At 46.6% G+C, this 25,341-nt stretch carries 23 protein-coding genes and 1 tRNA gene; 21 read left to right on the top strand and 3 right to left on the bottom strand.

What is annotated here, in order from left to right; translation table 11 throughout:
- Positions 1-175 precede the first annotated feature (175 nt).
- Both ACKPCD_RS11955 and ACKPCD_RS11950 read right to left on the bottom strand, forming a co-directional pair.
- Positions 176-1,276: a 5-methyltetrahydropteroyltriglutamate--homocysteine S-methyltransferase gene (locus tag ACKPCD_RS11955; RefSeq protein WP_321433329.1), complete on the bottom strand. Its 1,101-nt coding sequence runs from the start codon at positions 1,274-1,276 to the stop codon at positions 176-178.
- A 410-nt stretch (positions 1,277-1,686) separates the two neighbouring features.
- Positions 1,687-2,658: an aromatic acid exporter family protein gene (locus ACKPCD_RS11950; RefSeq protein WP_321433328.1), complete on the bottom strand. Its 972-nt coding sequence runs from the start codon at positions 2,656-2,658 to the stop codon at positions 1,687-1,689.
- A 238-nt stretch (positions 2,659-2,896) separates the two neighbouring features.
- Here ACKPCD_RS11950 and ACKPCD_RS11945 point away from each other — a divergent pair, with 238 nt between their 5' ends.
- The 8 genes from ACKPCD_RS11945 to ACKPCD_RS11910 all read left to right on the top strand — a co-directional run bounded on the left by ACKPCD_RS11945 (position 2,897) and on the right by ACKPCD_RS11910 (position 9,938).
- Positions 2,897-3,571 (top strand): deoxynucleoside kinase, encoded by a 675-nt coding sequence (locus ACKPCD_RS11945; RefSeq protein WP_321434567.1) that lies wholly within the window; start codon positions 2,897-2,899, stop codon positions 3,569-3,571.
- Between the two features lie 170 nt (positions 3,572-3,741).
- Positions 3,742-4,335 carry an Ada metal-binding domain-containing protein gene (locus ACKPCD_RS11940; RefSeq protein WP_321433327.1) on the top strand — a complete coding sequence of 198 codons (594 nt, stop codon included), beginning with the start codon at positions 3,742-3,744 and terminating at the stop codon, positions 4,333-4,335.
- A 163-nt stretch (positions 4,336-4,498) separates the two neighbouring features.
- A complete protein-coding gene (locus tag ACKPCD_RS11935; RefSeq protein ID WP_068558688.1) occupies positions 4,499-4,975 on the top strand; it encodes a CopY/TcrY family copper transport repressor in 477 nt (158 codons plus the stop codon).
- Positions 4,965-7,430 carry a heavy metal translocating P-type ATPase gene (locus ACKPCD_RS11930; protein ID WP_321433326.1) on the top strand — a complete coding sequence of 822 codons (2,466 nt, stop codon included), beginning with the start codon at positions 4,965-4,967 and terminating at the stop codon, positions 7,428-7,430. The genes ACKPCD_RS11935 and ACKPCD_RS11930 overlap by 11 nt, the downstream gene beginning before the upstream one ends.
- Positions 7,431-7,464: 34 nt before the next feature.
- A complete protein-coding gene (locus tag ACKPCD_RS11925; RefSeq protein ID WP_321433325.1) occupies positions 7,465-7,674 on the top strand; it encodes a heavy-metal-associated domain-containing protein in 210 nt (69 codons plus the stop codon).
- Between the two features lie 145 nt (positions 7,675-7,819).
- Positions 7,820-7,890, top strand: a tRNA-Gly gene (locus tag ACKPCD_RS11920).
- Positions 7,891-8,077: 187 nt separating this feature from the next.
- Positions 8,078-8,563, top strand: a complete 486-nt coding sequence (gene tnpA, locus ACKPCD_RS11915; RefSeq protein ID WP_068561007.1) for an IS200/IS605 family transposase — start codon at positions 8,078-8,080, stop codon at positions 8,561-8,563.
- Between the two features lie 580 nt (positions 8,564-9,143).
- Positions 9,144-9,938 carry a cell wall hydrolase gene (locus ACKPCD_RS11910; RefSeq protein ID WP_068558682.1) on the top strand — a complete coding sequence of 265 codons (795 nt, stop codon included), beginning with the start codon at positions 9,144-9,146 and terminating at the stop codon, positions 9,936-9,938.
- Positions 9,939-10,129: 191 nt separating this feature from the next.
- Here the strand turns inward: ACKPCD_RS11910 and ACKPCD_RS11905 are convergent, their stop codons facing one another.
- The gene (locus tag ACKPCD_RS11905; RefSeq protein WP_068559317.1) at positions 10,130-10,660 is read right to left on the bottom strand and encodes an HD domain-containing protein; all 531 of its coding nucleotides are present in this window, start codon (positions 10,658-10,660) and stop codon (positions 10,130-10,132) included.
- Between the two features lie 238 nt (positions 10,661-10,898).
- On the opposite strand from ACKPCD_RS11905, the gene ACKPCD_RS11900 reads away from it, so the two are divergent.
- From ACKPCD_RS11900 to nspC, 13 genes are all read left to right on the top strand, one after another.
- A complete protein-coding gene (locus ACKPCD_RS11900; protein ID WP_177187605.1) occupies positions 10,899-11,729 on the top strand; it encodes an aminotransferase class IV in 831 nt (276 codons plus the stop codon).
- Positions 11,730-11,866: 137 nt separating this feature from the next.
- Positions 11,867-12,859: a biotin--[acetyl-CoA-carboxylase] ligase gene (locus ACKPCD_RS11895; RefSeq protein ID WP_321433323.1), complete on the top strand. Its 993-nt coding sequence runs from the start codon at positions 11,867-11,869 to the stop codon at positions 12,857-12,859.
- 1 nt (position 12,860) lies between these two features.
- Entirely contained in the window at positions 12,861-13,388 is a 528-nt protein-coding gene (locus tag ACKPCD_RS11890) for a biotin transporter BioY (RefSeq protein ID WP_086988364.1), read from the top strand.
- Positions 13,389-13,691: 303 nt separating this feature from the next.
- Positions 13,692-14,249, top strand: coding sequence for an NADPH-dependent FMN reductase (locus ACKPCD_RS11885; RefSeq protein WP_232309250.1), 558 nt, complete (start codon positions 13,692-13,694; stop codon positions 14,247-14,249).
- A 202-nt stretch (positions 14,250-14,451) separates the two neighbouring features.
- Positions 14,452-15,138: a DUF554 domain-containing protein gene (locus tag ACKPCD_RS11880; protein WP_218142815.1), complete on the top strand. Its 687-nt coding sequence runs from the start codon at positions 14,452-14,454 to the stop codon at positions 15,136-15,138.
- Between the two features lie 102 nt (positions 15,139-15,240).
- Entirely contained in the window at positions 15,241-15,816 is a 576-nt protein-coding gene (locus ACKPCD_RS11875; RefSeq protein ID WP_321433322.1) for an SOS response-associated peptidase, read from the top strand.
- A gap of 270 nt (positions 15,817-16,086) precedes the next feature.
- Entirely contained in the window at positions 16,087-17,085 is a 999-nt protein-coding gene (locus tag ACKPCD_RS11870) for an ABC transporter substrate-binding protein (protein ID WP_086988375.1), read from the top strand.
- A gap of 643 nt (positions 17,086-17,728) precedes the next feature.
- A complete protein-coding gene (locus ACKPCD_RS11865) occupies positions 17,729-19,285 on the top strand; it encodes a 2-isopropylmalate synthase (protein ID WP_321433321.1) in 1,557 nt (518 codons plus the stop codon).
- Between the two features lie 18 nt (positions 19,286-19,303).
- Positions 19,304-20,350, top strand: a complete 1,047-nt coding sequence (leuB, locus tag ACKPCD_RS11860) for a 3-isopropylmalate dehydrogenase (protein ID WP_086988361.1) — start codon at positions 19,304-19,306, stop codon at positions 20,348-20,350.
- A 15-nt stretch (positions 20,351-20,365) separates the two neighbouring features.
- The gene (gene leuC, locus ACKPCD_RS11855; RefSeq protein WP_321433320.1) at positions 20,366-21,754 is read left to right on the top strand and encodes a 3-isopropylmalate dehydratase large subunit; all 1,389 of its coding nucleotides are present in this window, start codon (positions 20,366-20,368) and stop codon (positions 21,752-21,754) included.
- Positions 21,741-22,328 carry a 3-isopropylmalate dehydratase small subunit gene (gene leuD / locus ACKPCD_RS11850; protein ID WP_321433319.1) on the top strand — a complete coding sequence of 196 codons (588 nt, stop codon included), beginning with the start codon at positions 21,741-21,743 and terminating at the stop codon, positions 22,326-22,328. Before leuC ends, leuD begins: the two co-directional genes overlap by 14 nt.
- Before the next feature lie 454 nt (positions 22,329-22,782).
- A complete protein-coding gene (locus ACKPCD_RS11845; RefSeq protein WP_276647900.1) occupies positions 22,783-23,994 on the top strand; it encodes a saccharopine dehydrogenase family protein in 1,212 nt (403 codons plus the stop codon).
- A gap of 21 nt (positions 23,995-24,015) precedes the next feature.
- Positions 24,016-25,143 (top strand): carboxynorspermidine decarboxylase, encoded by a 1,128-nt coding sequence (gene nspC, locus ACKPCD_RS11840; protein ID WP_321434566.1) that lies wholly within the window; start codon positions 24,016-24,018, stop codon positions 25,141-25,143.
- Positions 25,144-25,341: the final 198 nt, after the last annotated feature.

Genomic DNA, 25,341 nt, shown 5'->3' with positions numbered 1-25,341 from the left:
TTCAGGATAGTGAGAGCTCCTGAACTCCGGTGAACAACGTCTCATCGGAGAAAACGCATGAAAAACAGCCTGACCTCCGGCGAACAGCGTCTCACCGGAGGTCAGCCTTGCAGCTGACGCTACAATAAAAAAACCGCACAATCAGCTGATGATTGTGCGGTTTTGCATATAATGCTTAGTTTTCCGGCCAAACTTCTTTGGAGATTTCTACAACGTGGCGTACTTTCGCCCATTGTTCCTCTTCCGTCAGCAAGTTGCCTTCTTCTGTGGAGGCGAATCCGCATTGCGTGCTCAACGCCAATTGATCCAAAGGAACATATTTACTGGCTTCTTTTATGCGGGCTTTGATTTCTTCTTTGTCTTCCAGCTCCGCCGTTTTCGAAGTAACCAGGCCCAATACGATACGGCCTTTGCCTTTGAAGTAGGCAAGTGGTTCGAAACCGCCGGAACGATCGGTATCATACTCCAGGAAATAACCGTCGAAGCTTGTTTGTCCGAAAAGCTCTTCTGCGATCGGATCATAAGCGCCTTCCAATGAGTGGTGAGATTTATAGTTGCCGCGACAGACATGTGTCGTCAAGACAAGATCAGCAGGTTTTGCTTCGATGATGGCTTGAACGTTCTCAGCTGCAACGCGTTTGGAAGCTTTGTATTCTTCCGAATCATCCGCGAAGTTGCAAAGGAAGCCCCAGTGTACATCGTCCAATTGCAGATAGCGACAGCCCAAGTTGTATAAAGCTTGGACAGTGTCGATGTAGGCTTGTTGCACGTCTGCTTGGTACGCTTCAACCGAAGGGTAGATTTCTTCGTTGCGATAGCCTGGGTAGAAAACTTCGTTCGGGCTAGGGATTGTGAACTTCGCTACGCCTTGGTCTCCGACGATTTCATTTAATGATTTGAAAGCAGCCAGGAAAGGGTGGTTCGGATTGAAGGAGATTTTGCCGACGTTGCGGAAAGCGTACTTGCGGACTTCCACATCCCCGAAATCATAACCGTGTTCCGGCACATAGCCTTCAAATCCGTTCAGGTTTTCGATGAAATCGATATGCCACCATGAGCGACGGAATTCGCCATCCGTGAATCCCTTCAATCCGTTTTCCTTTTGATCTTTGACCAGTTTCGTGATTTCTTCCGTTTCGATTTGGTCCAAAGCAGCAGCATCGATTTCACCGGCTGCAAATTTCAAGCGCGCGTCCTTCAATGGTTCCGTGCGTAAAAAGCTCCCTACGTGATCGGCTCTGAATGGTAAAGTTGTTGTTTTTTGTGCTGTTGTCATATTATTTTCCTTCTTTCCGTTATTATTTTTTTATCAAACAAGATAATGCAGTAAAAAAAATACGTCCCTGCACATTGCTGTGCAAGGACGTATGATTGCTCATCGTGATACCACCTTGGTTCGGGGTACGCTCACGCATGCCCCCTCAGTCAGTACGCAAGACGATCGATAGTCTTGTTATACTGCGGCATTGTAACGTATGCGGACGTGGCTCGCTGAGGCCGGATGGCGTTCACAAACCAATCACTCTAAGACCATTTTCTGGATGACTTTCCTGTCCTCTTCTCAGCTGCCGAGGTTCTCTGTGCATTTCCGTTATCCATACTCTTCTTTTCACCGTGAGTTTGTTTGAATTTATATATATAATAACAATATGATTAGTAAGTGTCAAATGTTTTCTCACGATAAATTCATTTACTTGTTTTGATTTCCGCTGCGTATTCCTCGTAGAATATTTTTTTAGTCTGGATGAACCGTCTGAAGTCGTTCAGCAACTGAAACAAAATGGCGCGATTTTCGAACTCCGCCCGGGTGGCCGGCAACTCGCTCTCACGGAATGCTTGCAGCAATGAATCGATGTCCTCCATCAGATAGATTCCGGTGTTCTGTTCGTGCAGCTGAGCGGCAGTCAGGAAGAACAGCCCGGCCAAAATCTTGTTTTCGCTTGTCGGCAGCGCGCACAAGCCGAGATTGGTGGCCATATATTTCAGGATGGTGACCTGCTCGCTGCGCATATCGAAGTAGCGGATATTATAGGTCGATTGGTCCAGCAACTGATTATCGAATTCGGCATAGACAACTTGCCTGTATTTTTCCAATTGATCATCCAACTCATTCAACAACCGCTTTTGATTGCGGTCATCTCCCTCACGAAGGGTGACGCTGAAACTGTGCAGCACTTCCTTCATCTGCGTCTCGACTTGTTCGCGAAGCAAGATGATCTGGCTCGCTTTGGATGGCATATAGAGATTGAACAGAATCGCTACGCCGGCTCCGATCATCATCAAGGCTAATTCGTTCAGAATCCAAGGAAGGCTTGTTTGCTTTTCCAGTAATAGATGCATCACAAGCACCGAACAAGGCGCGATCCCGGATTGAAGAGTGAAGCGGTAGGCCAATGGTACATAGAAAAGCAGATAAACTCCGAACACGATGATGTGGAATCCAAAAATCCGGAACAGGACCATCGCGATCGTCAACGCCAGCACTGTGGAGGCAATCCGCTGCAAGGCTGTCAGAACGGATGATTTTTTGGTGTCCAGCACACTAAGGATCGCGATGATCCCAGCTGAAACGGAATAATTCAAATTTAGAAATTGCGCAATCAGAATCGCAATTACAGTCGCAAATGCGATTTTGATGGTGCGGTGGCTCAATGTCATGGGCTTCCCTCCTATATTTCTAGCATAGTGCATTTCAGTTCGATTGACCAGTGTTTTCGGATACAGTAAGAGTGCGTCTTTTTCGGTCTGGAAGTGGATTTTCTAATCAAAAAAATACTATATCTCGTTTTGCTGGCATGGTATGATACTAGATGTTGTTCCGCGAACCAGCGGATCGGAAATTACATTAAATTACGGAAATAATCAGATAACACCAAAGGAAGGGATATGATTGAGCGTGCTGGTAATGGCAGGAATGATAGGTGCTGGGAAGTCGACTTATACTGAAATGATTTCAAGAAGATTGGGTACGGAGGCCTTTTTCGAAAGCGTCGATTACAACCCGATCTTGGACAAATTTTATGATAATCCGCAAAAATGGGCATTCAGCCTTCAAATATATTTCTTGAATACGCGGTTCCGCAGCATCAAAGCTGCTTTGACTGATGACAATAATGTCTTGGACCGTTCCATATATGAAGACGCGCTGTTCACGAGGGTCAATCATTTGCAAGGCAACATCTCCCAAGAAGAGATGGATATCTACAACGACCTGTTGGCCAATATGATGGAAGAACTGGAAGGCATGCCCAAAAAAGCGCCGGATTTGCTGATCTATCTGGATGGTTCATTCGAGACGATTTTGGATCACATCCGCAAGCGCGGCCGTGAATTTGAGCAGATCGAGGACGATTCCGAGTTATTATCCTACTATGAATTACTTTTCAAAAATTATGAGCAATGGTATCAGGAATACGATCAAAGTCCCAAAATCAAAATCAACATCGACACATTCGATATCGTCAACAACAGCGGCGATGAAGAGAAGGTCATGAGCATCATCGAAAATGCTCTCTTGGAAGTCCGCAGCGAAGAGGTCGAATTGACTTGTGCCGGAAGCAATATCGTATAAGTGACAGATCCGTTCAGGTCGTCATCAAACAGCAGCAGTGCCATTCGGTGCGACTGCTGTTTTTTTGGTGAGTAGGCCTAAATTTTTCGCGACGGACTGAAGCATATCCGTGGTTTATATACTATAATTAGGAAACAGACATAAATGACAGTTGAAGAGGATGGAACCAGATGATGGCGGCGGATAAGGCAGAACAAGCGGTGAATGTGGAACAATGGCAGGCAATCAATGAACGGGATGGGCATTTTGATGGAGAATTCTATTACGCGGACAGGAATACACAACTGTACTGCAAGCCGTCCTGTTCTACCCAGATTCCGAAATTCAACCATGTTTGCATCTTTTCCTCGGTGGAGGCTGCCGAGGCGCACGGCTACAGTCCTTGCCGCAAATGCAGGCCGAACGGGAAGGCCGTTACGGATCTGGAATGGGCCGGTCAAGCTGAACGCTTCATCCACAGCCATTATCCAAACCCGTTGAGCGTGAATCGGATTGCCGAAGCTTGTCATGGGCCCTCGTCGGAACTGCAGCAGATTTTCATCCGGATATACGGCGTTTCGTTGCTGGACTATCTCGACCGTGTCCGGATGGATCAAGCACGCTACTTGCTGATTCACTCGAGACTCTTCATCAAGCAAATAGCTGAGCTGGTTGGGATGCCCGCCGCAGCGGATTTTTCCCGCAAATTCAAGGAAAAGGAAGGCGTGGCTCCGACAGAATACCGTAAACGTGCGCGTAAGCTTGACACAGACCAACACTCCTGAAGAGTTACAGCACAAATAAAAAAATGTAGAGCTAAACAGCAGGCTGACCGATCAATGGTAACCAGCTGTTTTTTTATTTTCCGATGAAATCATTTGACACAAATCGTTTACAAGTGTAAACTTGAATTCATAAGTAAGAATAAACAACAGAAGGGTGAAAAAAATGACCGAACTGGCACAGAAGAAAATCACCGACGCTGAATGGGAAGTCATGCGCGTTGTCTGGACGAACGGAAAAGCAACCAGCCGGGAAATCATTTCGGTTCTGCAGGAAAAAATGGATTGGAAACAAGCCACCATCAAAACGTTGATCGGAAGACTCGTCGACAAAGGCTTGTTGGCAACGGAACCTATCGGAAATAAATTCATCTACAGCGCAAACGTATCCGAGCAGGAAAGCGTCGGCGGTGCTACCGAAGACCTTTTGGCACACGTCTGCACGAAAAAAGTCGGCCGCACGATAGCGGAACTGATTGATAGAGCAACATTGAGTCACGCAGATGTGGCGATATTGGAAAAGGCGATCGCCATCAAAAAACGGACGGCAGTCGATGAAGTAAAGTGTATGTGCACGCCAGGACAATGCAACTGCAAACAAACCGGTTGCGTACACAAGGAGGAATCACCAGATGGAAAATAAAAGTTATGATATAGAAGGCATGAGTTGTGCATCGTGCTCCCAAGCCGTGGAAAAAGCGGCAGCTAAAGTCGCAGGCGTAAAGGAAGCCACCGTCAATTTGGCGACCGAGAAATTGACGGTTACTGTCGATGAGAGCCAGTTTTCCGAAAATCTTCTGAAGAATGCAGTCGATGCAGCAGGTTATGTGTTGGTGGCAAACAAGAAAGAAAAGACGTTTCTGATCGAAGGCATGAGTTGCGCCTCGTGCTCCCAAACCGTGGAAAAAGTGACCCGGGCAGTGGCTGGCGTGTCGGATGCGTCCGTGAACTTGGCTACCGAAAAAATGTTCGTCTCTTATGATCCGACAATGCTTCATCCAGGGGATATCGAAAGAGTTGTGGCCGAAGCGGGCTATAAGGCGATTGAAGAGAGCAGTACTATAGAAGAAAGCGATCAAAATCAAGCGAAGAAAGAACAACACATCAAAAATATGTGGCGGCGCTTTTGGATCTCGGCGGTATTTACGATTCCACTTCTGTATCTCGCGATGGGTCACATGTTGGGATTGCCGTTGCCGATGAGCCTCCATCCGGATATGCATCCCGTCACATTCGCGCTCACACAGCTCGTGTTGACGATCCCGGTGATGCTGCTCGGGACGAAATTTTTCACAGTCGGCTTCAAGTCCTTGTTCAAAGGCCACCCGAATATGGATTCGCTCGTGGCTTTGGGAACAAGCGCAGCCTTTCTGTATAGCCTGTATGGCACAGTTGCGGCAATCGGTGGGAACAACGAGCTTGTCATGAACTTGTACTACGAATCAGCAGCCGTCATTTTGACGCTGATTACGCTCGGCAAGTACTTCGAGGCCGTTTCAAAAGGCAAGACGTCGGAGGCCATCAAAAAACTGATGGGCTTGGCGCCTAAGACAGCCCGCGTCATCCGTGACGGCAATGAGCAGGAAATTAAGCTGGATGCCGTTATGGTTGGGGACATTCTGGTTGTCCGTCCCGGCGAAAAAATGGCTGTCGATGGGAAAGTCACGGAAGGCCTGACATCCGTCGATGAATCGATGCTGACAGGCGAGAGTATGCCGGTGGAGAAAAAAGCGGGCGATGCCATCATCGGCGGCAGCATCAATAAAAACGGAACGATCCAATACCGTGCCGAAAAAGTCGGGAAAGATACGGCGCTTGCGCAGATCATCAAGTTGGTGGAAGATGCCCAAGGTTCAAAAGCACCGATCGCAAAACTGGCCGATACGATTTCGGGCTACTTCGTTCCGATCGTCATCGTGCTCGCTGTTCTGGCCGGGCTGGCGTGGTACTTCATGGGACAAGAATCCTGGATTTTTGCACTGACCATCACGATTTCCGTATTGGTCATCGCTTGTCCTTGCGCGTTGGGCTTGGCGACTCCGACCGCCATCATGGTGGGTACCGGTAAGGGCGCCGAGAACGGTGTGCTGATCAAAAGCGGGACGGCTCTGGAGGTAACGCATAAAATTCAGACTATCGTTTTCGACAAGACGGGGACGATCACGGAAGGTAAGCCGAAAGTGACGGATGTTCTGGTCCGTGAAGGGCTGGATCCGAATGAACTGTTGCTGTTGGCAGCATCGGCCGAAAAAGGGTCAGAGCATCCGCTCGGGGAAGCCATCGTCCGCGATGCCGAGGAGAAACAGCTGTCTTTCTTGAAACCATCCGCCTTCAATGCGTTGCCTGGCTTCGGTATCGCTGTTACAATCGATGGGAAAGAGCTTCTGTTGGGAAATGAAAAGTTGATGCTGAACCATGCAATCGGACTCGGTTCATTTGCCGAAACCTCCCACACGCTGGCGGAACAAGGCAAAACACCGATGTACATTGCAATGGATGGGGAATTGGCCGGCATCATCGCCGTTGCCGATACGGTGAAAGCAAGCAGTGCGACCGCAATCAAAAAACTCCGTGATATGGGCATCGAAATCGCGATGATCACCGGTGACAATAAACGTACGGCGCAAGCCATCGCCAACCAGGTGGGCATCGACCGGGTCTTGAGTGAAGTATTGCCTGAAGACAAAGCGGAAGAAGTCAAGAAGCTGCAACAGGGCGGCCGCAAAGTCGCCATGGTTGGAGACGGCGTCAATGACGCACCGGCATTGGCCCAAGCCGACATCGGCATCGCCATCGGATCAGGGACGGACGTCGCCATCGAGTCAGCGGACATCGTGCTTATGAAGAGCGATTTGATGGCAGTAGCCACAGCCGTCGAACTCAGCAAAGCGACCATCAAAAACATCAAAGAGAATCTGTTCTGGGCATTCGCCTATAATGTCCTGGGCATTCCTGTCGCGATGGGAATCCTGCACGTCTTCGGGGGACCCTTGTTGAATCCGATGATCGCCGGAGCAGCGATGAGTTTCAGCTCGGTGTCGGTTGTGTTGAATGCATTACGTCTGAAAGGATTCAAACCTTCCGTCTCAAAACGGTAAAGGATCAATAAATAGAAGAAAAGAGGAAATAATGATGAAAAAAGAATTACTACTTGAAGGAATGAAATGCGATGGTTGCGTAGCGACGGTCAAAGAGAAATTCTCTGCGATTGCAGGTGTGGAAGAGGTAATCGTTGATCTTGAAGGAAAAACAGCAACGGTCAAAATGAACCAAGACATTTCCGAAACGACTTTCAATGAAGCGTTGTCCGGCACGAAGTTTAAAGTAACCGGCAGCAAATAAGCAAAAAATAATGGCACAGGCTCCCTCTATGATTGCTGAGGGAGCTTTTTTCGCATAAATTTGTACCTTTTTTCTGTTTGGCTATTGTCGTGCACACAATTTAGGAGTAAAATAATACATGCAGTCCGGTCGAACAGACCAATCTGCGGGCGTAGTTTAGTGGTAAAATGCGACCTTCCCAAGGTCATGTCGCGGGTCCGATTCCCGTCGCCCGCTTTCTGATAATGCATGCATTTTAACCTTACCGATGAAGTCGGTAAGGTTTTTTTATTGGATAAATGAAAACCATGGGCTAGGCCCATGGTTCCGGAGAGCTTCCAGCGGTGTATTAAAAAATCCTCGCTAAGTGCTAGAATATATTTGGTTCGCCAACCAATATTCATGACTTAGGAGGATTCTTTATATGTCTCAAGACAAAAATAGTTTAGCACATACCACTTGGAATTGTAAGTATCACATAGTTTTTGCGCCCAAATACCGGAGGCAAGCAATCTACGGAAAGATAAAACAAGATATAGGAGTCATACTAAGGCAGTTATGCGAAAGAAAAGGTGTAGAAATAATCGAAGCCACTGCGTGTGTGGATCATATACACATGTTGGTAAGCATACCTCCCAAGATAAGTGTCTCATCGTTTGTCGGCTATCTAAAAGGGAAAAGTAGTCTCATGATATTTGATAGGCACTCCAACTTGAAATATCGCTATGGGAATCGCAAGTTCTGGTGTACAGGATATTATGTCGATACAGTCGGGAGAAACAAGAAGGCAATTCAAGAATATATACGCAACCAAATTCAAGATGATATAGTGGCAGAACAATTAAGCCTATTAGAGTACACGGATCCATTTACAGGCGAAGAAGTTCGTAAAAGTAAAAAGAAAAAATAAGAGCCAGACCTTTAGGTCTAGCCCGTGACAGTAGTACAATTGGCGAACCATTCAGAGCCCCTTTAGGGGTTGGTTAGTAACAAAGGCTTTCAGCCGCAGAGCAAACCACCCGTTCACACGGGTGGTTTTGATTTATGTTTACACTAAGCAAATGTTTTGTAATAATTTTTAGCCACTAAAAGTCAAATGGGTCGACTGCGCTTGATAAATGACAGAGATAAAACAAATGTTACAGATAGAAAAGTTGTTAAATCAAATGTTTTTGTTGCTTTTTGTATGAAGTTTGTGAAAAAAGACAGCAATGAAGCTGATTGTTACAAATTGATTTTATATATTACGACAGCGTAATAATTGACTTATGTTTGTAAGATAAATAGTTGTTTGAGACAGTCACGTTAAGACGGAATAACAAAGAATGTATTTTTAACTTTGTCGGTTTGATTCATGATAGGATTGTCTCTGTTGAAAGAACTCCGATCGAGACCTGGATAAATACTTCATTTATCAAATAAAAAAGGTCATGAAGAGTATAAATTGCAATACGAAAACATTGCGAAGAGAAGAAAGGGAAAAAACACACATGAAAAACTTCAAATCTAGATTATTCGTAACGAGCGCAACTTTAGCAGCCATTGGTTTTATGGCAACAGCGAACCCTATACAAGCAAACGCAACAGAATATACTTCATCCACTTGGACAGCACGTACGGCAGATCAAATCAAAGCGGATATCCAAAACTTGGAAAGCGGCAGCAAATATACTTTCCAATGGGGCGACACTTTATCAGCAATTGCTGTAGCTACTGACGTATCAGTGAATGCCTTGGTTGATGTCAACAGCATCGGAAATGCAGATATGATTATCGCCGGTAACGCGATTGTATTGTCAGCTGATCATAAAATCGTGACTGTTGAACAAGACTCAGAAGTGAAGAGCTACGATATCAGCTCCGAAGAAGCAGTTGAAGTCGAAACACCAGTTGAAGCAGTTGAAGAAGTGCAGGCAGCTGCACCAGCTGAAGAAACATATGTTGAGCAAACTCCAGTAGCTCAAGCACCATCAACGACTTACCAAGCAAGCTACTTCTTGTATCAAGTAGTCCAAGCTGAAGCAGGCCCAAGCTACCAAGAAAAATTGAACGTTGCTTCTGTTATCATGAACCGTGTCGATTCCGGAATCTGGGGTGGTACGACAATCGATGCCGTGTTATATGCATCAGGTCAGTTCTCAGTAGTTGCTAACGGAGCTGCTGCAGCACAAGTGCCTTCTGCTGAAACAATCCAAGCAGTTAACGAAGTATTGAATGGTTACCGTTCAACATCGGCACAAAGCTTCCGCGCTTCAGGCGATGGCGTAACAAACGTGTTCTTCTAAAAAATACAAATAGCACCGATAGTACAAAGCAAAAAGCTGGACCCATTTCGGGTTCAGCTTTTTTGGTGCGAGCGGATCCGTCCGGTAGGATTGCAGGTTGTCCGATACCGGGAAAGAATCGGACATCCTGGAAACTATATACAAAAACGACCGTCTCTTCCGATACGGTCGTTTCTTTATAAAATGCACAATTAAATGTTGATGTTCAGGTTCACTGGGCTCAATTTCGAAACAAGACCGCGTAGGCGAGCGCCTGCGAGTTCTTTGATAGGCTCGACGACCTCTCTGATCGCGACATATTTGTCCACGTAAGTTACGACAAAACTTTCTTTGTAGCGCGGCAGGCCACAACGGCTTACCAAAAACATATGCTTAAGAATGATGTCGCGCTCCAAGGAGCTGATTTCAGTGATACGGCAAGCATTTTCACAAGCAATTTTTGGATGAGCATCGGCATGGGAACCGAGATTCAGCTGGGCGACAGCATCGCGGTCTTCATGGAAGAAGTCATGCAGCAAACCGGCACGTGCAGTAGCTCGAGCATCCAGCTTCCATTTTTTTGCAAGTTGGTAACTTTTATAGGATACGCGAATCGAATGCTCCAAACGATTGGTGAAGTGGTGGTGGGTAATGGTCTCCATATGCAATAATTCTTCGTGATAGATCAGATCTTCGACCAAAGCGACATATTCAGCATCATTTTTCCAATGGGATTGTTGCATCTGCATGCTTATTCTATCATCCTTTATGTAAGTAGTTGTATTTGTATTTTTCATGATGCCCATACTATACACCCACAGCAGAAAAAAAGGAAGAGACTCGTTGTGTTTTTCTTCACTTTTACCAATTTTTAAAATGTTTGTCATTTTGCTGTCACATCCGCGTTTTTGAGAATGGGCGTGTACTTTTTGGGATTCCGGAGTAGAATAGGGAATATAAGATCAGGAAGGGGCGATGAATGTGGAGAAAGTGGAAGGACCTTTTTACCTATTGAATGATGACATCATCAAAAATGAGGACGACAGAAAACATCCGGAATTCGAAGGACGGACCGTATATGAATTCATCCGTGTCCAGGATGGGATTGCGATTTTTTTGGAGGATCATCTGGAACGTTTTTTCCGGTCCGCAGCTTATCTGGACCTGCCACTGCCTGCTACGGCAGAGTCCATCGAGGACCGCGTCTATCGCCTGATAGCTGCCAATCAGGTTGAGGAGCAGAACCTTAAGTTTATCCTTGGTAAAACGTCAGAAGGCGAGAGTGTGTTGTGGATTTTTTTCACCCAGAGCATTTATCCTTCAAAAAAATATTATGAAGAGGGCATCGCGACGAGCCTCTTCCGAATCGAAAGATTGGATCCGAACATCAAGCTTGTCCGATCTGATTACCAGAAAGCGGTACTGCAGGAGCGTGCCGACAAAGGGGTTTATGAACTTTTGCTGGTTGATGGAAATGAGCAGATCACCGAAGGCAGCCGCACGAATGTCTTTTTTGTGAAGGGTAACGAACTGTATACGCCTCCGGCACAAGCGGTATTGCTGGGAATCGTCCGTAAGAAAGTGTTCGAAATCTGTGCAAAACGACAAATACCGATCAATGAAACGGCAATTCCGGTGGAGTGGGTCAAGGAAGCTGAAGGTGCTTTCGTTTCCGGCACCGGCAATAATGTGTTGCCGATATCCAAAATCGGAGATCATTTGATTCCTACGATGGAGAATCCAGTTGTGCAGGCAATCATGGCAGATTATGCCGAACTGGTCAGGATGTATAAAGAAGAAAATAAACACTAAAAAAACATTGTTAACCACATTATGAAAAAGGTTGACAAACAGACAGCCTGCGTTTAAACTGAATACAGCATTGAGACCATCGCTTCGGTTCAAGCGGTGGTTTTTTAATCTTCTAAGTAAGAGAACGGGGGTAAAGGATGTCCACAAAAGAGAAAGTATTACAATATTTGGAGCAGCATAAAGGCGAAAGCATTTCCGGCCAAGACTTGGCTGATAAATTGGAAGTTTCCAGAACATCCGTGTGGAAAGCGATCAATGGCCTGAAAAAAGAAGGTTATCAAATAGAAGCAACTACGAATAAAGGGTATCAGTTATCCATCGATACCGATTTGTTGTCTGAGGCGGCCATTGTGCCGTTGCTGTCGGAAGCGCTGAAAGGCCACCGAGTCATTGCACATAAAACAATCGATTCGACAAACCTTGAGGCCAAACGGATCGTCAACGAAGATCCGACTTTCGAAGGTGTGATTTTATCGGAAGAACAGACAAAGGGCAGAGGCCGTTTGGGAAGAGTTTTCTACTCACCGAGCGAATCAGGCCTGTACATGAGTTTGGTTTTGAAGCCGGTTGCTGATCTTGATAACGCCACCTTGATCACAACAGCCGCAGCTGTCGCCGTTTGCCAAGCGATCGAAACGCTGACAGGAAAAAAACCGCAGATAAAATGGGTGAACGACATCTTTCTGGATGGCAGGAAAGTCTGCGGCATCCTGACGGAAGGAATCATGGATATGGAATCGCGGACAATCGGAACGATCATTTTGGGAATCGGCTTGAACTTCCGGGATCCTGAAACGGATTTTCCCGATGAGATCCAGTCGATCGCCGGCACGTTGTTCGATAAAAAAAATGCCGCGGTGACCCGGAATCAAATGGTCGCCGAAATCCTCAATCGCTTTTATCTACTTTATCCTGATTTGGCTAAACGTTCCTATCTGGATGAGTACCGCAAACGTTGTTTCGTCTTGGGCGAACAGGTGACTTTCCCGCAAGGAAACGAAACAATCGAAGCCAAAGCGATTGCAATCGACAATGACGGCGGGCTTGTGGTGGCATTGCCGAATGGGGAAACGAAAACCCTGACCTTTGGCGAAATCAGCATCAAAATCAAAAAGAGAGAAGGAAAATAATATGAAATTATCAACAAGAGATTTGACTCAAATCAGCATATTCGCGGCTTTGACATTCGTCAGTGGTTTCCTGAGCATCCCTGTCGGCCCCGTTCCGATCACTTTGCAGACACTCATGGTACTGCTGACCGGCTTCTTCCTGCGTCCAAAAGCTGCCTTTTTTGCGCAGCTGCTGCCTTTGCTATTGAAATTATTGCTTGGCGGATTCCAAGCCTTTTTGACTCCTAGTTTTGGGTTTGTGTTTGGATTTATTGCAGCTGCTACTTTGATTTCCTATCTCGTGCATAATAAAGAAGGAAGCTTTTTGAATTATGGCATTGCAGCCGTTGCCGGCACAATCGTCATGTACGCAATCGGTTTGCCTTACATGGCGATGATCCTGAATGTTGTCATGGGCAATCAATTCGACTTGGCTGCGATTTTCCAGATGGGCATGTTGCTTTTCATTCCGGGGGATATCGCTAAAGCTGTATTGGCGATCATTCTGGCGGATCGTTTAAAAGGGCATGTTCGTGCCTTCCAACACTGAATTTAGATTTTGAAAACATAAATAATTCAAGATAAAGCATCCAGACCGGTGTAGGAAGGGGTTGGATGCTTTTATTTTGAAAAATATCTCGAATTCGTGAATATATAACTTGAAATACATTCCAGGATGTGGCATAATGATATCAAGCTTACGAAATGTAAGAGAGGTGAGGGTGAGCCCTTCATTGAAAAACAAGTGCATGGAGGAAAATAATTGGGAAACACATCTATAATATCTCGTATTAGTAATGTTTTATTTGGAAATAAAAATACAAAAACAACAGATGAAAAGGGGAAAACAATTATGAAAATCGGAATTATCTCTGGAAGCGTACGTGAAGGAAGAAACTCAGCGGCAGTATCGGAATGGATCCATGAATTTGCCAAAAAACGCAATGATGGCGGCATCGAATACGAAATCGTAGCTTTAGCAGACTATGACTTGCCTTTGTTGGGCGCTAAATTACCAGAAGACCGTCAAGCGGCAGCAGGGGCAGCAATTCAAGCTTGGTCAGAAAAAATGGCTTCATTTGATGGATATGTATTTGTGACACCTGAATACAACCATGCAGTCGGTGGCGCTTTGAAAAATGCATTGGATTTCCTGAAACCTGAAGTTGCGGATAAAGCAGCCGGATTTGTTGGATACGGAAGTTTGGGCGGGGCCCGCGCACACGAAAATATGCGCGTCATCCTTGGCGAGTTGAGCGTAGCAACTGTGCACACAACAGTAAATTTCTCATTGATGACTGATTTCGAAAACATGAGCAATTTTGTGCCGAACGATTATCACGCAAGCAATGCAACCGCAATGTTCGATGAATTGATCAAATGGTCCGGAGCTTTGAAAACTATCCGTTAATGAGCGGTAAATATTGAAATGAATAGATGATTGTGATCGTCAGGGAGTCCTGGCGATCATTTCTTTTCGAAGACAGGATCCTTTTATATTTTCTACATTGATTTTCTGAAAGTGAACACCTATACTGAAACGTACTGAGTTTGCAAGCAAGCATTCGAATCAAGTGATCAGCATACATGGGAAAACAATCGGAGGGGATTAAGTGGTTTTGTTGGGAAGTTTGGTCAACAGTGCGGCCATTATTTTGGGAGGCAGTATCGGTCTGGCTTTGAAGAAAGGTTTATCGGATAGGATTGCCAGCGCAGTGATGAACGCTTTGGCGTTATGTGTCCTTTACATAGGCGTGAGTGGCATCTTGAAGGGCGAAAATATTTTGATCACCATCCTATCGATGGTGTTTGGGACTTTGGTCGGCGAATGGATCGATCTGGATAAAAAAATCAATCAGTTGGGCGATGAAATAGAAAGCCGGGTATCTTCTGAAAATAAGGAACATTCTGTTTCTAATGGGTTCGTCACAGCAAGTCTATTGTTCTGTGTCGGCGCGATGGCGATTGTCGGAGCTCTGCAGAGCGGTTTGACCGGAAATCATGACACGTTATTTGCGAAGTCACTGATTGATGGCATCGCGGCCATCGTGATGGCATCCAGTCTAGGGATTGGGGTACTGCTTTCAGCAGGTCTGATCCTCGTTTATGAAGGCGGAATTACACTCTTTGCGAATGTCCTAGCGCCGCTTTTGACTGATTCTGTAATCAACGAAATGACCTGTGTCGGCTCATTGCTGATTGTTGGTCTGGCTTTGAACATGCTGAAATTGACGAATCTGAAAATTATGAATTATGCGCCTGCTGTTTTTTTTCCTATCCTTTTCGGATATTTTATGTAACGACAGAAAGAAGACGATCCCCAGCGGACGTCTTTTTTGATTAACGACTCCGTTGCCGTTATAATCGGTAGCAAAGAAAGTCAGCGAAAAGGGGACAGAACTATGTGCGGACGTTATGCGCTGGAAGCGACAAAGAGGGAATTATGGGAAAGGTACCTTTTGGGGGAAATGAAAGAGGATGTCGAAGAGCGCGCGGAAATATTTCCGACCAACTACACACCACTGATAATGCCGGGCAACGAGCTTGTTCACCACAAATGGGGGTTTGTTGAGCCTTTCGCTAAGCGTCCTCTGATCAATGCCCGAGCAGAGACAATACTCGAAAAGCCGACATTCAGCCAACCCTTTCGGACAGCGCGTTGTCTCGTGCCGGCGACTGCATTTTTTGAATGGGAGAAAGTCGGCGATGAAAAGTTGAAACGAAAAATTGCCGTAGCAGATATCCCGATTTTTTCGATGGCCGGTATCCTCAAGACTTATCAGGATGAAAACGGAAATCCTTTTACTGTTTTCTCCATCATCACCACGGCCGCCAATGATCAGATGCGTGCTATCCACGATCGCATGCCTGTGATACTGGAACCTGAAGATGAAGCCTTCTATCTAGATCAGAAGGCTGATCCGAAATTGGTTTGGAAGTTGCTGAAACCTACAGAACAGCGTCTGCTGATCGAATGAGTAATCGTTAATTGTTTATAAATGAGAATACACTCATCTTAATTTAATTTAATCGTTGACATCCTTATCTGATTCTTATAAACTGAAGGCAAATAACTAATGTGCTAGAAGGATCAATGCAAACGCAAACAAAGGTGCCGCAGTCCCATCATCAGAAAAGCCCATTTGGATAATTCTATCTGAATGGGTTTTTTCGTACTAGGGATAAGCGGTTGATTGCCTAAGCAGTTCTCGCACAAACTAAAAATAGGGGGAAATGAAATGATTGGAATGGATTGGAAAAAGAAAGTAGCGACAACATTGGCACTGACTTCTGCTTTATTGCTTGGTGCATGCGCCGGCGGTACAGAAGAAGCAACGGATTCTTCCGCAGCAAGTTCGACAGTTTCAGAAGATGCTGTGCATATCGGTATTCTGCAGATTCTTGAGCACGAGTCCTTATCGGCTGCCCGCACAGGGTTCTTGGAAGTGCTGGAGGAAGCTGGGTACGTCGAAGGCGACAATCTGGTCGTAGATTACCAGAATGCCCAGGGTGACCAAGCCAACCTGCAGAGTATGGCTGAGCGCTTAGCAGGCAATAATGACCTCATTTTATCGATATCGACCCCGGCTTCACAAGCGATAGCAAACGCAGAAAAAGAAAATGCAGTTTTGTTCACTGCCGTAACCGATCCAATCGATGCCGGACTGGTGGCAAGCGCGGAAGAACCGGGAGCGAACATCACCGGAACAAGCGACCAAGCACCAATGGACAAGCAGATTGAACTGTTGTTGTCGATTGTACCTACTGCAGAAACGGTAGGGATCATCTTTAACTCCAGTGAAATGAATTCCGTTGTCCAAAGTGAGCAAGCGAAAGCCTTGCTGGAAGCAGCAGGCGTGAACGTCGAAATCATGACCGTTACTTCGACAAACGATGTCCAACAAGTGATGGAATCGTTGGTACAAAAAGTGGACGCGATCTATATTCCGACAGACAATACCTTATCCAGCACAATGGCTACCGTTGGCCAAATCGCGATGGAAGCCAAAATCCCTGTCATTCCTGGCGCCACTGATATGGTGGAAGTTGGCGGATTGGCAACTTACGGAATCGACTTCAAGGAATTAGGACGTCAGACAGGCGAAATGGCCTTGCAAATTTTGGAAGAAGGTAAACTTCCTTCCGAACTGCCGGTACAATTCCCTGAAACGCTGCAATTGGTCATCAATGAAGAGATGGCTGAGGCATTGGGAATTGATCCAGACAGCATCAAAATGCCAGAATAAGTTATCCATTTGAAAACGAGGTTGCCCCACTAAAGTGTGGCAGCCTCGTTTTTTTGTGGTGTACCCGAGCGTATATTGTTCTGCTCCGGCGACGGAGGCCTCGCCGGAGTTGGTCTAACAATTAGAGTTGTCTCCTCCGATAAGGCCTCACTTATCGGAGGAGAGAAAGAAAGTTACCGGCGAACTCCGGTGAGAAGGCCATCACCGGAGTTGAGGACACATTCTTCTGCGTTTCCACGCTGGCTTGAGCGACGTGTTACACGATTTTGTAAGGAAACAGCAAAAAGGGTTGACAAAAGAAGGTACATTGCATAAAATGAGAATACGATAATAAAACTTAACGAAAAATTAGAAGGCTACAAAAAAGGGAAGGAGGGGATCGTCATGGAAGATGCAAACGTATCAGCTAACGTAATCATGGGGACTACCCCTTCTTTCAATGGCTTATTATTATAGCAGGGCTTGGACACTGGAATATCAGTCGTTTGAGCCCTGCTTGGCATTGACAAATAATGGGGCTGAAGCGATTATTTATTGACCTTCGAAATGCATCCATTATTTGTGGATGCATTTTTTTTCGAAATTTACTCTTATGAATCTTTAATGAAACCAATAAACGAAAAATGAACCGGAGGAAAAGACCATGACCGAAAAACAGTACATTCAATTCTTTGATACGACTCTGCGCGATGGGGAACAGACACCTGGTGTGAACTTCAATACGAAGGAAAAAGTACAGATTGCCTTGCAGATGGAAAAATGGGGGATCGATGTTATCGAGGCAGGCTTCCCGATTTCTTCAGAAGGCGACTTCGAGGCCGTAAAAGCGATCGCCGGCGCTGTCAAAAACATGACAGTAGCAGGACTTGCGCGTTGCAACGAAAAGGACATCGATACAGCTTATGAAGCCTTGAAGGATGCGGCGGATCCACAAATCCATATTTTTATTGCAACGAGCCCTGTCCATATGGAATTCAAGCTGAAGATGAGCAAAGAAGAAGTGTTGGCGTCTGTTGCACACCATGTGGCATACGCCAAATCAAAATTCGAGAAAGTCCAGTTCTCTCCTGAGGATGCGACCAGAAGCGATTGGGATTTCTTGGTTGAAGTCGTCAATCTGGCTATCGAAAAGGGCGCAACGGTCATCAACATTCCTGATACCGTTGGCTATACCAATCCGACTGAATTCGGAAATCTGTTCAAATACCTGAAGCAAAATGTAACCCGCTTTGATGACGTCATCTTCTCCTCACATTGCCACGACGATTTGGGCATGGCAACGGCAAACGCGTTGGCTGCAGTCGAAAATGGCGCTCTTCGGGTAGAAGGCACCATCAACGGCATCGGAGAGCGCGCAGGAAATACGGCACTTGAGGAAGTTGCAGTTGCTCTTCACATCCGCAAAAACTATTATGAAAAGGAAACGGGTATGGTACTGAAGGAAACGAAGCGCACGAGCGATTTGGTCAGCCGCCTTTCCGGCATGCCGATTCCGCGCAACAAAGCCGTCATCGGCGGCAATGCCTACGCACACGAGTCCGGTATCCATCAGGATGGTGTGCTGAAGAACCCGGAAACCTACGAAATCATCACACCGCAATTGGTCGGTGTGGAGCATAACTCATTGCCGCTTGGCAAGCTGTCCGGCCGTCACGCCTTTGTGGATCGGATTGCGCAAATGGGCTATGAAATCAGCGATCCCGCTGAAATCAAAATATTGTTCGCCCGCTTCAAAGAACTGGCTGACAAGAAGAAGAACGTGACCGAAGACGACATCCATGCGCTGATGGTCGGTAAGTCGATCGAAGATGAATCGGCTTACGAGTTGAAACGACTGCAAGTGCAGTTTGTGAAAGATGGCATCCAAGCGGCGATCGTCGGCATCCAGGATAAGGGCAATAAAGAAGCGAAGATGCAGGATTCCGCAACCGGATCGGGAAGCATCGAAGCGATCTACAATACCATCAACCGCATTATGGAGCAAGAAATCATTCTGAAGGAATACAACATCGAAGCCATCACAGGCGGGAAAGATGCGCAAGCAGAAGTGCACGTGGTCGTGGAGGATGAGGACGGCAAGAGCTATAACGGAACAGGTATCGACTTCGACGTTCTGACGGCATCCGCGAAAGCGTACATCCAAGCCAGCGGAAAAGCAAAAAATAAACAGACAATAGAAAAAGTATCAGCACATTTCTGATGAGGGGGAAAAAGTAAGATGAATTATACGATTGCAGCATTGCCCGGAGATGGCATTGGACCAGAAATAATGGAAAGCGGCTTGACCTTGCTGGAAACGCTCGGCAAAAAATTTCAGCATGAATTCAACGTGACGGTATACCCATTCGGAGGAGCCGGCATCGATGAAACCGGCGATCCGATTCCGCCACAAACAATCAAAGGCTGTTCGGAAGCTGATGCGATCCTTTTGGCCGCAATCGGCGGACCGAAATGGGAAAAAGCCGAGAAAACACCGGAAGATGGCCTTTTGCAATTGCGTAAGACATTGGGACTTTTCTCGAACATCCGCCCGATCGCAGTCAGCGACAGCATCGCCCACCTCTCCCCGTTGAAGACGGAACGGGTAAAAGGCACTGACTTCATCGTTGTCCGCGAATTGACAGGCGGCCTGTACTTCGGCCAGCCGAAGCATTGGAACGATGAGGAAGCGACAGATACTTTATTCTATAAGAAGAGCGAAATCGATCGAATCGTCCGCCAAGCGTTTGACATCGCGATGACGCGCGGCAAAAAACTGACTTCCGTCGATAAAGCCAACGTATTGGCCAGCAGCAAATTATGGCGCAAAACCGTGAATGAAATCGCGACAGAATATCCGGAAGTGACCGTGGATCACTTGTATGTCGATGCGGCTTCGATGAAAATTATCCAAGATCCGACCTCATTCGATGTCATCGTGACGGAAAACATGTTCGGGGACATCCTGAGCGACGAAGCATCCGTCATCACAGGCTCACTGGGGATGTTGCCTTCCGGAAGCCATGCGGTATCCGGTCCTTCGTTATATGAACCGATCCATGGATCCGCACCGGATATCGCCGGTAAAAACATCGCCAACCCGATGTCGATGATCCTATCCGTAGCCATGATGCTGCGCCAAAGCTTCCAGCTGCATGAAGAGGCTGCTGCGCTTGAAAAAGCGGCCTCCGAGGTGATGGATGCCGGGTTCCTGACGGCCGATCTGGGCGGCACGACGACAACGACAGCATTTACTGAACAAGTGAAAGCCATTTTGGAAAAGTGAAGGGGAGTAGATAGTATGAGCAGAACGCTTTTTGATAAACTATGGGACAGACACGTCATTACAGGACCAGAAGGTGAACCACAATTGTTGTACGTGGACCTGCACCTGATCCATGAAGTCACTTCGCCACAAGGCTTTGATGGCTTGCGCGAAACCAACCGCCCAGTCCGACGTCCTGACAAAACGATCGCAACGGTCGACCATAATGTGCCGACGGAAGACATCTACAATATTAAAGACCTGATTTCTAAGAAACAGATTGAAGCGCTGCAAAAGAATTGCGCAGAATTCAACATTCCATTAATGGATATCGGAACAGCCAATCAAGGGATTGTGCACATGGTAGGACCGGAATTGGGTGCAACCCAACCTGGTAAGATTGTCGTCTGCGGAGATTCACATACGGCTACGCATGGGGCCTTCGGAGCGATGGCATTCGGTATCGGCAGCTCGGAAGTGGAGCATGTTTTTGCAACGCAATCAATCTGGCAGAAAAAACCGAAATCGATGGGCGTAAAAATCACCGGCAAATTGCCTGCGGGCGTCTACGCGAAAGATATCATCCTACATTTGATTGCGACTTACGGAGCAGCCTTCGGAAGTGGTTATGCGATTGAATTCTACGGAGATACAGTGGAAGCCTTGACGATGGAAGAACGGATGACAATCTGTAATATGTCCATCGAGTTCGGTGCTAAAATCGGTATGATGGCACCGGACCAGACTACTTACGATTACTTGCGCGGCCGCCGTTATGCACCGGAAAATATGGAGAAGGCCATTGCCGACTGGGAGACGCTGAAGAGCGATCCGGATGCTGTCTATGACACTGACATCGCTATCGATGTTTCCGACTTGGCTCCTTATGTAACTTGGGGAACCAATCCAGGTATGGGTGTGCAATTCGGAGAAAAATTCCCGGAAATCCAGGACAAAAATGATGAGCGTGCCTATAACTACATGGATCTGAAACCTGGTCAAACGGCGGAAGATATTCCATTGGGCTTTGTCTTCATCGGCTCTTGTACGAATGCCCGCCTGTCCGATCTGATCGAAGCGGCGAAGTATGTCAAAGGCGGAAAAGTGCCGGATCACATCCAGGCTATGGTCGTTCCGGGCAGCCGGACCGTCCGCGATGCAGCTGCGGAGTTGGGATTGGACAAAATCTTTATCGATGCGGGATTTGAATGGCGCGAGCCAGGCTGCTCGGCTTGTTTGGGGATGAACCCGGATAAAGTGCCTGCAGGCGTACACTGTGCTTCGACTTCCAACCGTAACTTTGAAGGTCGCCAAGGCAAAGGCTCGCGGACGCACTTGGTCAGCCCGGCAATGGCAGGCGCTGCCGCAGTGAATGGTAAATTTGTGGATATCAGAAAGGAAGCAGTGACTTATGGAGCCAATTAAAGTACATAACGGTAAGACCGTTGCTTTGATGAACAACAACATCGATACCGACCAAATCATTCCGAAAGTATTCCTGAAACGGATCGAAAAAACAGGTTTCGGCGCTTTCGTTTTTGATGAATGGCGTTTCCTGAAAAATGGCGATCCGAATCCGGAGTTCCCTTTGAACGATGCCGACCGCCAAGAAGCGACAATCCTCGTAACGGGAGATAATTTCGGCTGTGGCTCTTCCCGTGAACATGCCGCATGGGCATTGAAGGATTACCGCTTCCGAGTCATCATCGCCGGCAGTTACAGCGATATCTTCTATATGAATTCCTTGAAGAATGGTCTATTGCTGATCGAGTTGCCGCAAGAGCAACGTGATGCGTTGGCGCAATTACCAGCGGATGAAACCATCCAGATCGACTTGCCGAATCAAGTGGTCAGAACCAACACAGCCGAGTATCCGTTCGCCATCGATCCGACTTGGAAGCATAAATTGGAAAACGGCATCGACGACATCACTGAAACAATGGCGTTCAAAGATGAGATTGATGCGTACGAAGCAAAATGGGACAATATATACGCATAGATAGAAAAGTGAAACGGATTCGTTCAGCCCTGAAAGAAATTTAGGAAATCGGACCGACTGAGCATCGTAGAGCGCAATAGGCCCGATTTATCTAATTTCCGAAGGGCTAATCCGTGGAACTAGCCATCATTATTGGTGCGGGGAACACTTTGGGAGTACTTCAAACACCTAGGGTGATGCATTTTAAATTTTTAAAAATTTTAATAGGATAAGCGAGAAATTTCCTTCAATTGGAGGGGATTCCTCGCTTGTTTTTTTTATTTAAGGTAAGATGGAGTTGCATCAAGTACTATCAAATATGACGATATGTTGTCGTTGTAGCTAAAAAATCATTATCCGATACTGCTTTATGTTATAATATCTTGTCTATCGCTAAGCCCCTATTTGAGGAATGTCTGCAGAAAAAGGCCGCAGGATGGATGAATTATATTTCCCTACAGGAGGAATGAATAAGATGAGTAGAGCTTTAATTATTGGTGCCGGTGGCGTTTCCAACGTCGTATGCCATAAATGTGCCCAAAATTCAGAAGTGTTCGAAGAATTTATGATTGCCAGTCGTACCAAGTCAAAATGCGATGAAATCAAAGATCGGATCGAAAGCGGCATTTATGCTGGGCGTTCAAAAATAACGACTGCCCAAGTGGATGCGAACAATGTTCCTGAATTAGTGGCGCTGATCAATGAATACAAACCGGATATCGTGATTAATGTGGCTTTGCCATACCAAGACTTGACCATCATGGATGCCTGTCTTGAAACAAAAACTGATTATGTCGACACAGCGAACTATGAACCGGAAGATACAGCTAAATTTGAATACAAATGGCAATGGGATTACCGCGAGCGTTTCGAAAAAGCCGGCATCACCGCGTTGTTGGGATCAGGCTTTGACCCGGGCGTAACAAGCGTATTCTCTGCCTATGCCCAAAAACATCATTTCGATGAAATCCATACGATCGATATCCTGGACTGCAACGGCGGCGATCATGGTTATCCTTTCGCAACCAACTTCAATCCGGAGATCAACATCCGCGAAGTTACGGCAAACGGAAGCTATTGGGAAAACGGCGAATGGATCGAAACAGAACCGATGGAAATCAAACGCGAATACAATTTCGATCAGGTCGGCAAGAAGGACATGTATTTGCTTCACCACGAAGAAATTGAATCGTTGGCTTTGAACATCAAAGGCATCAAACGCATCCGTTTCTTCATGACATTCGGCGAAAGCTACCTGACGCATTTGAAAGTGTTGGAGAATGTGGGCATGACTTCCATCGAGCCAATCGAATTCGAAGGCAAACAAATCGTGCCGCTGCAATTCCTGAAAGCCGTATTGCCTGATCCAGCATCATTGGGACCGCGCACCAAAGGCAAAACGAACATCGGAAACATCTTTACCGGTATCAAGGACGGCAAGGAAAAGACATACTACATCTACAATGTCTGCGACCATGAAGAGTGCTACAAAGAGGTCGGCTCTCAAGCTGTTTCCTATACAACCGGCGTCCCTGCGATGATCGGGGCAGCTATGGTATTGACTGGACAATGGAAGAAACCAGGTGTATACAACATCGAAGAATTCAATCCGGATCCATTTATGGAAGCATTGAACGTCTATGGCTTGCCTTGGCAAGAGGACTTCAATCCTACATTGGTCGACTAGGAGGTACGGATGAACACAACAATCGATTTTCAATCCTTGCCGACACCCAGCTATGTGGTGGATGAAACTTTATTGCGCCGCAATCTGGAAATCCTGAAATCGGTCAAGGATCAGACAGGTTGCAAGATCTTGTTGGCTCAAAAGGCTTTTTCAATGTATCATTTCTACCCTTTAATCGCCGAGTATCTGGACGGCACGACCGCCAGCTCCGTCCATGAGGCACAACTGGGTTTTGAGGAATTCGGCAAAGAGACGCATGTCTTTGCGCCGGCTTTCAAGAAGGAAGAAATGGAGGCGTTGCTCCCGATCGTGGATCATATCGTCTTCAATTCCCCTAACCAAGTGAAGTTGTACGCCGAAATGGTGAAGAACAGCCCGCGTCCGATCGAAATCGGCTTGCGCGTCAATCCGGAGCTTTCAACGCAGGACCATGCACTCTATGACCCAGCCAGTCCGTTTTCCCGTTTGGGTACGACAGCCGTCAATTTTGACGAGAGCCAAGTCGAATTGTTGGACGGTCTGCATTTCCATACCCTTTGCGAACAAGGGTCCGATGCCTTGGAAGCAACTTTGGTCGCATTCGAGGAAAAATTCGGGAAATATCTGCACGGAATGAAATGGGTGAACTTCGGCGGTGGACACCATATCACCAAAGAGGGTTACGATATCGCCAAATTGGTAAAAATCGTCAACTACATCAAAGAAAAATATGCTGTGCAGGTCTATCTTGAGCCTGGTGAAGCAATCGCGCTGAATGCGGGATTCCTTGTTGCGAGCGTGCTCGAGACGACCTACAACCAGATGAACCTGGCCATCTTGGATACATCTGCGACTTGCCACATGCCGGACGTATTGGAAATGCCATACCGTCCGTTCATCATCGGTTCCGGTGAAGCCGGTGAGAAGGCGCACACGTACCGTTTGGGTGGGCAGACTTGCCTGGCAGGGGACGTCATTGGGGACTATTCCTTCGATGAGCCACTTCAGCCCGGCGATCGCCTGATCTTCACGGATATGGCTATCTATTCGATGGTTAAGAACACGACTTTCAACGGCATCCAACTGCCGGCCATCGCAGCCCATACGGTCAAAGACGGCACGAAAGTCATCAAGACCTTCGGATACGAAGATTTCAAATCACGACTGTAGTTATTAAATGGGAGCTGTCTCTGATGAGACAGCTTTTTTTGCTGTTCTCCGGCGTGGGGCGCTTGGCCGGAGTTGAGGACTACATTCTGATGGTCTCCTCCTGTGGGCAGAAGCCTCCTCGGAAAAGAGACCAAATATTACCATTCTGCTCCGGCGAAAGAAGCCTCGCCGGAGGAACGGGACATTTTGCACTGTAGT

Source organism: Trichococcus flocculiformis (assembly GCF_963662535.1).
Taxonomy (GTDB): Bacteria; Bacillota; Bacilli; order Lactobacillales; family Aerococcaceae; genus Trichococcus; species Trichococcus flocculiformis.
This window is presented reverse-complemented; position numbering and strand designations above follow the sequence as displayed.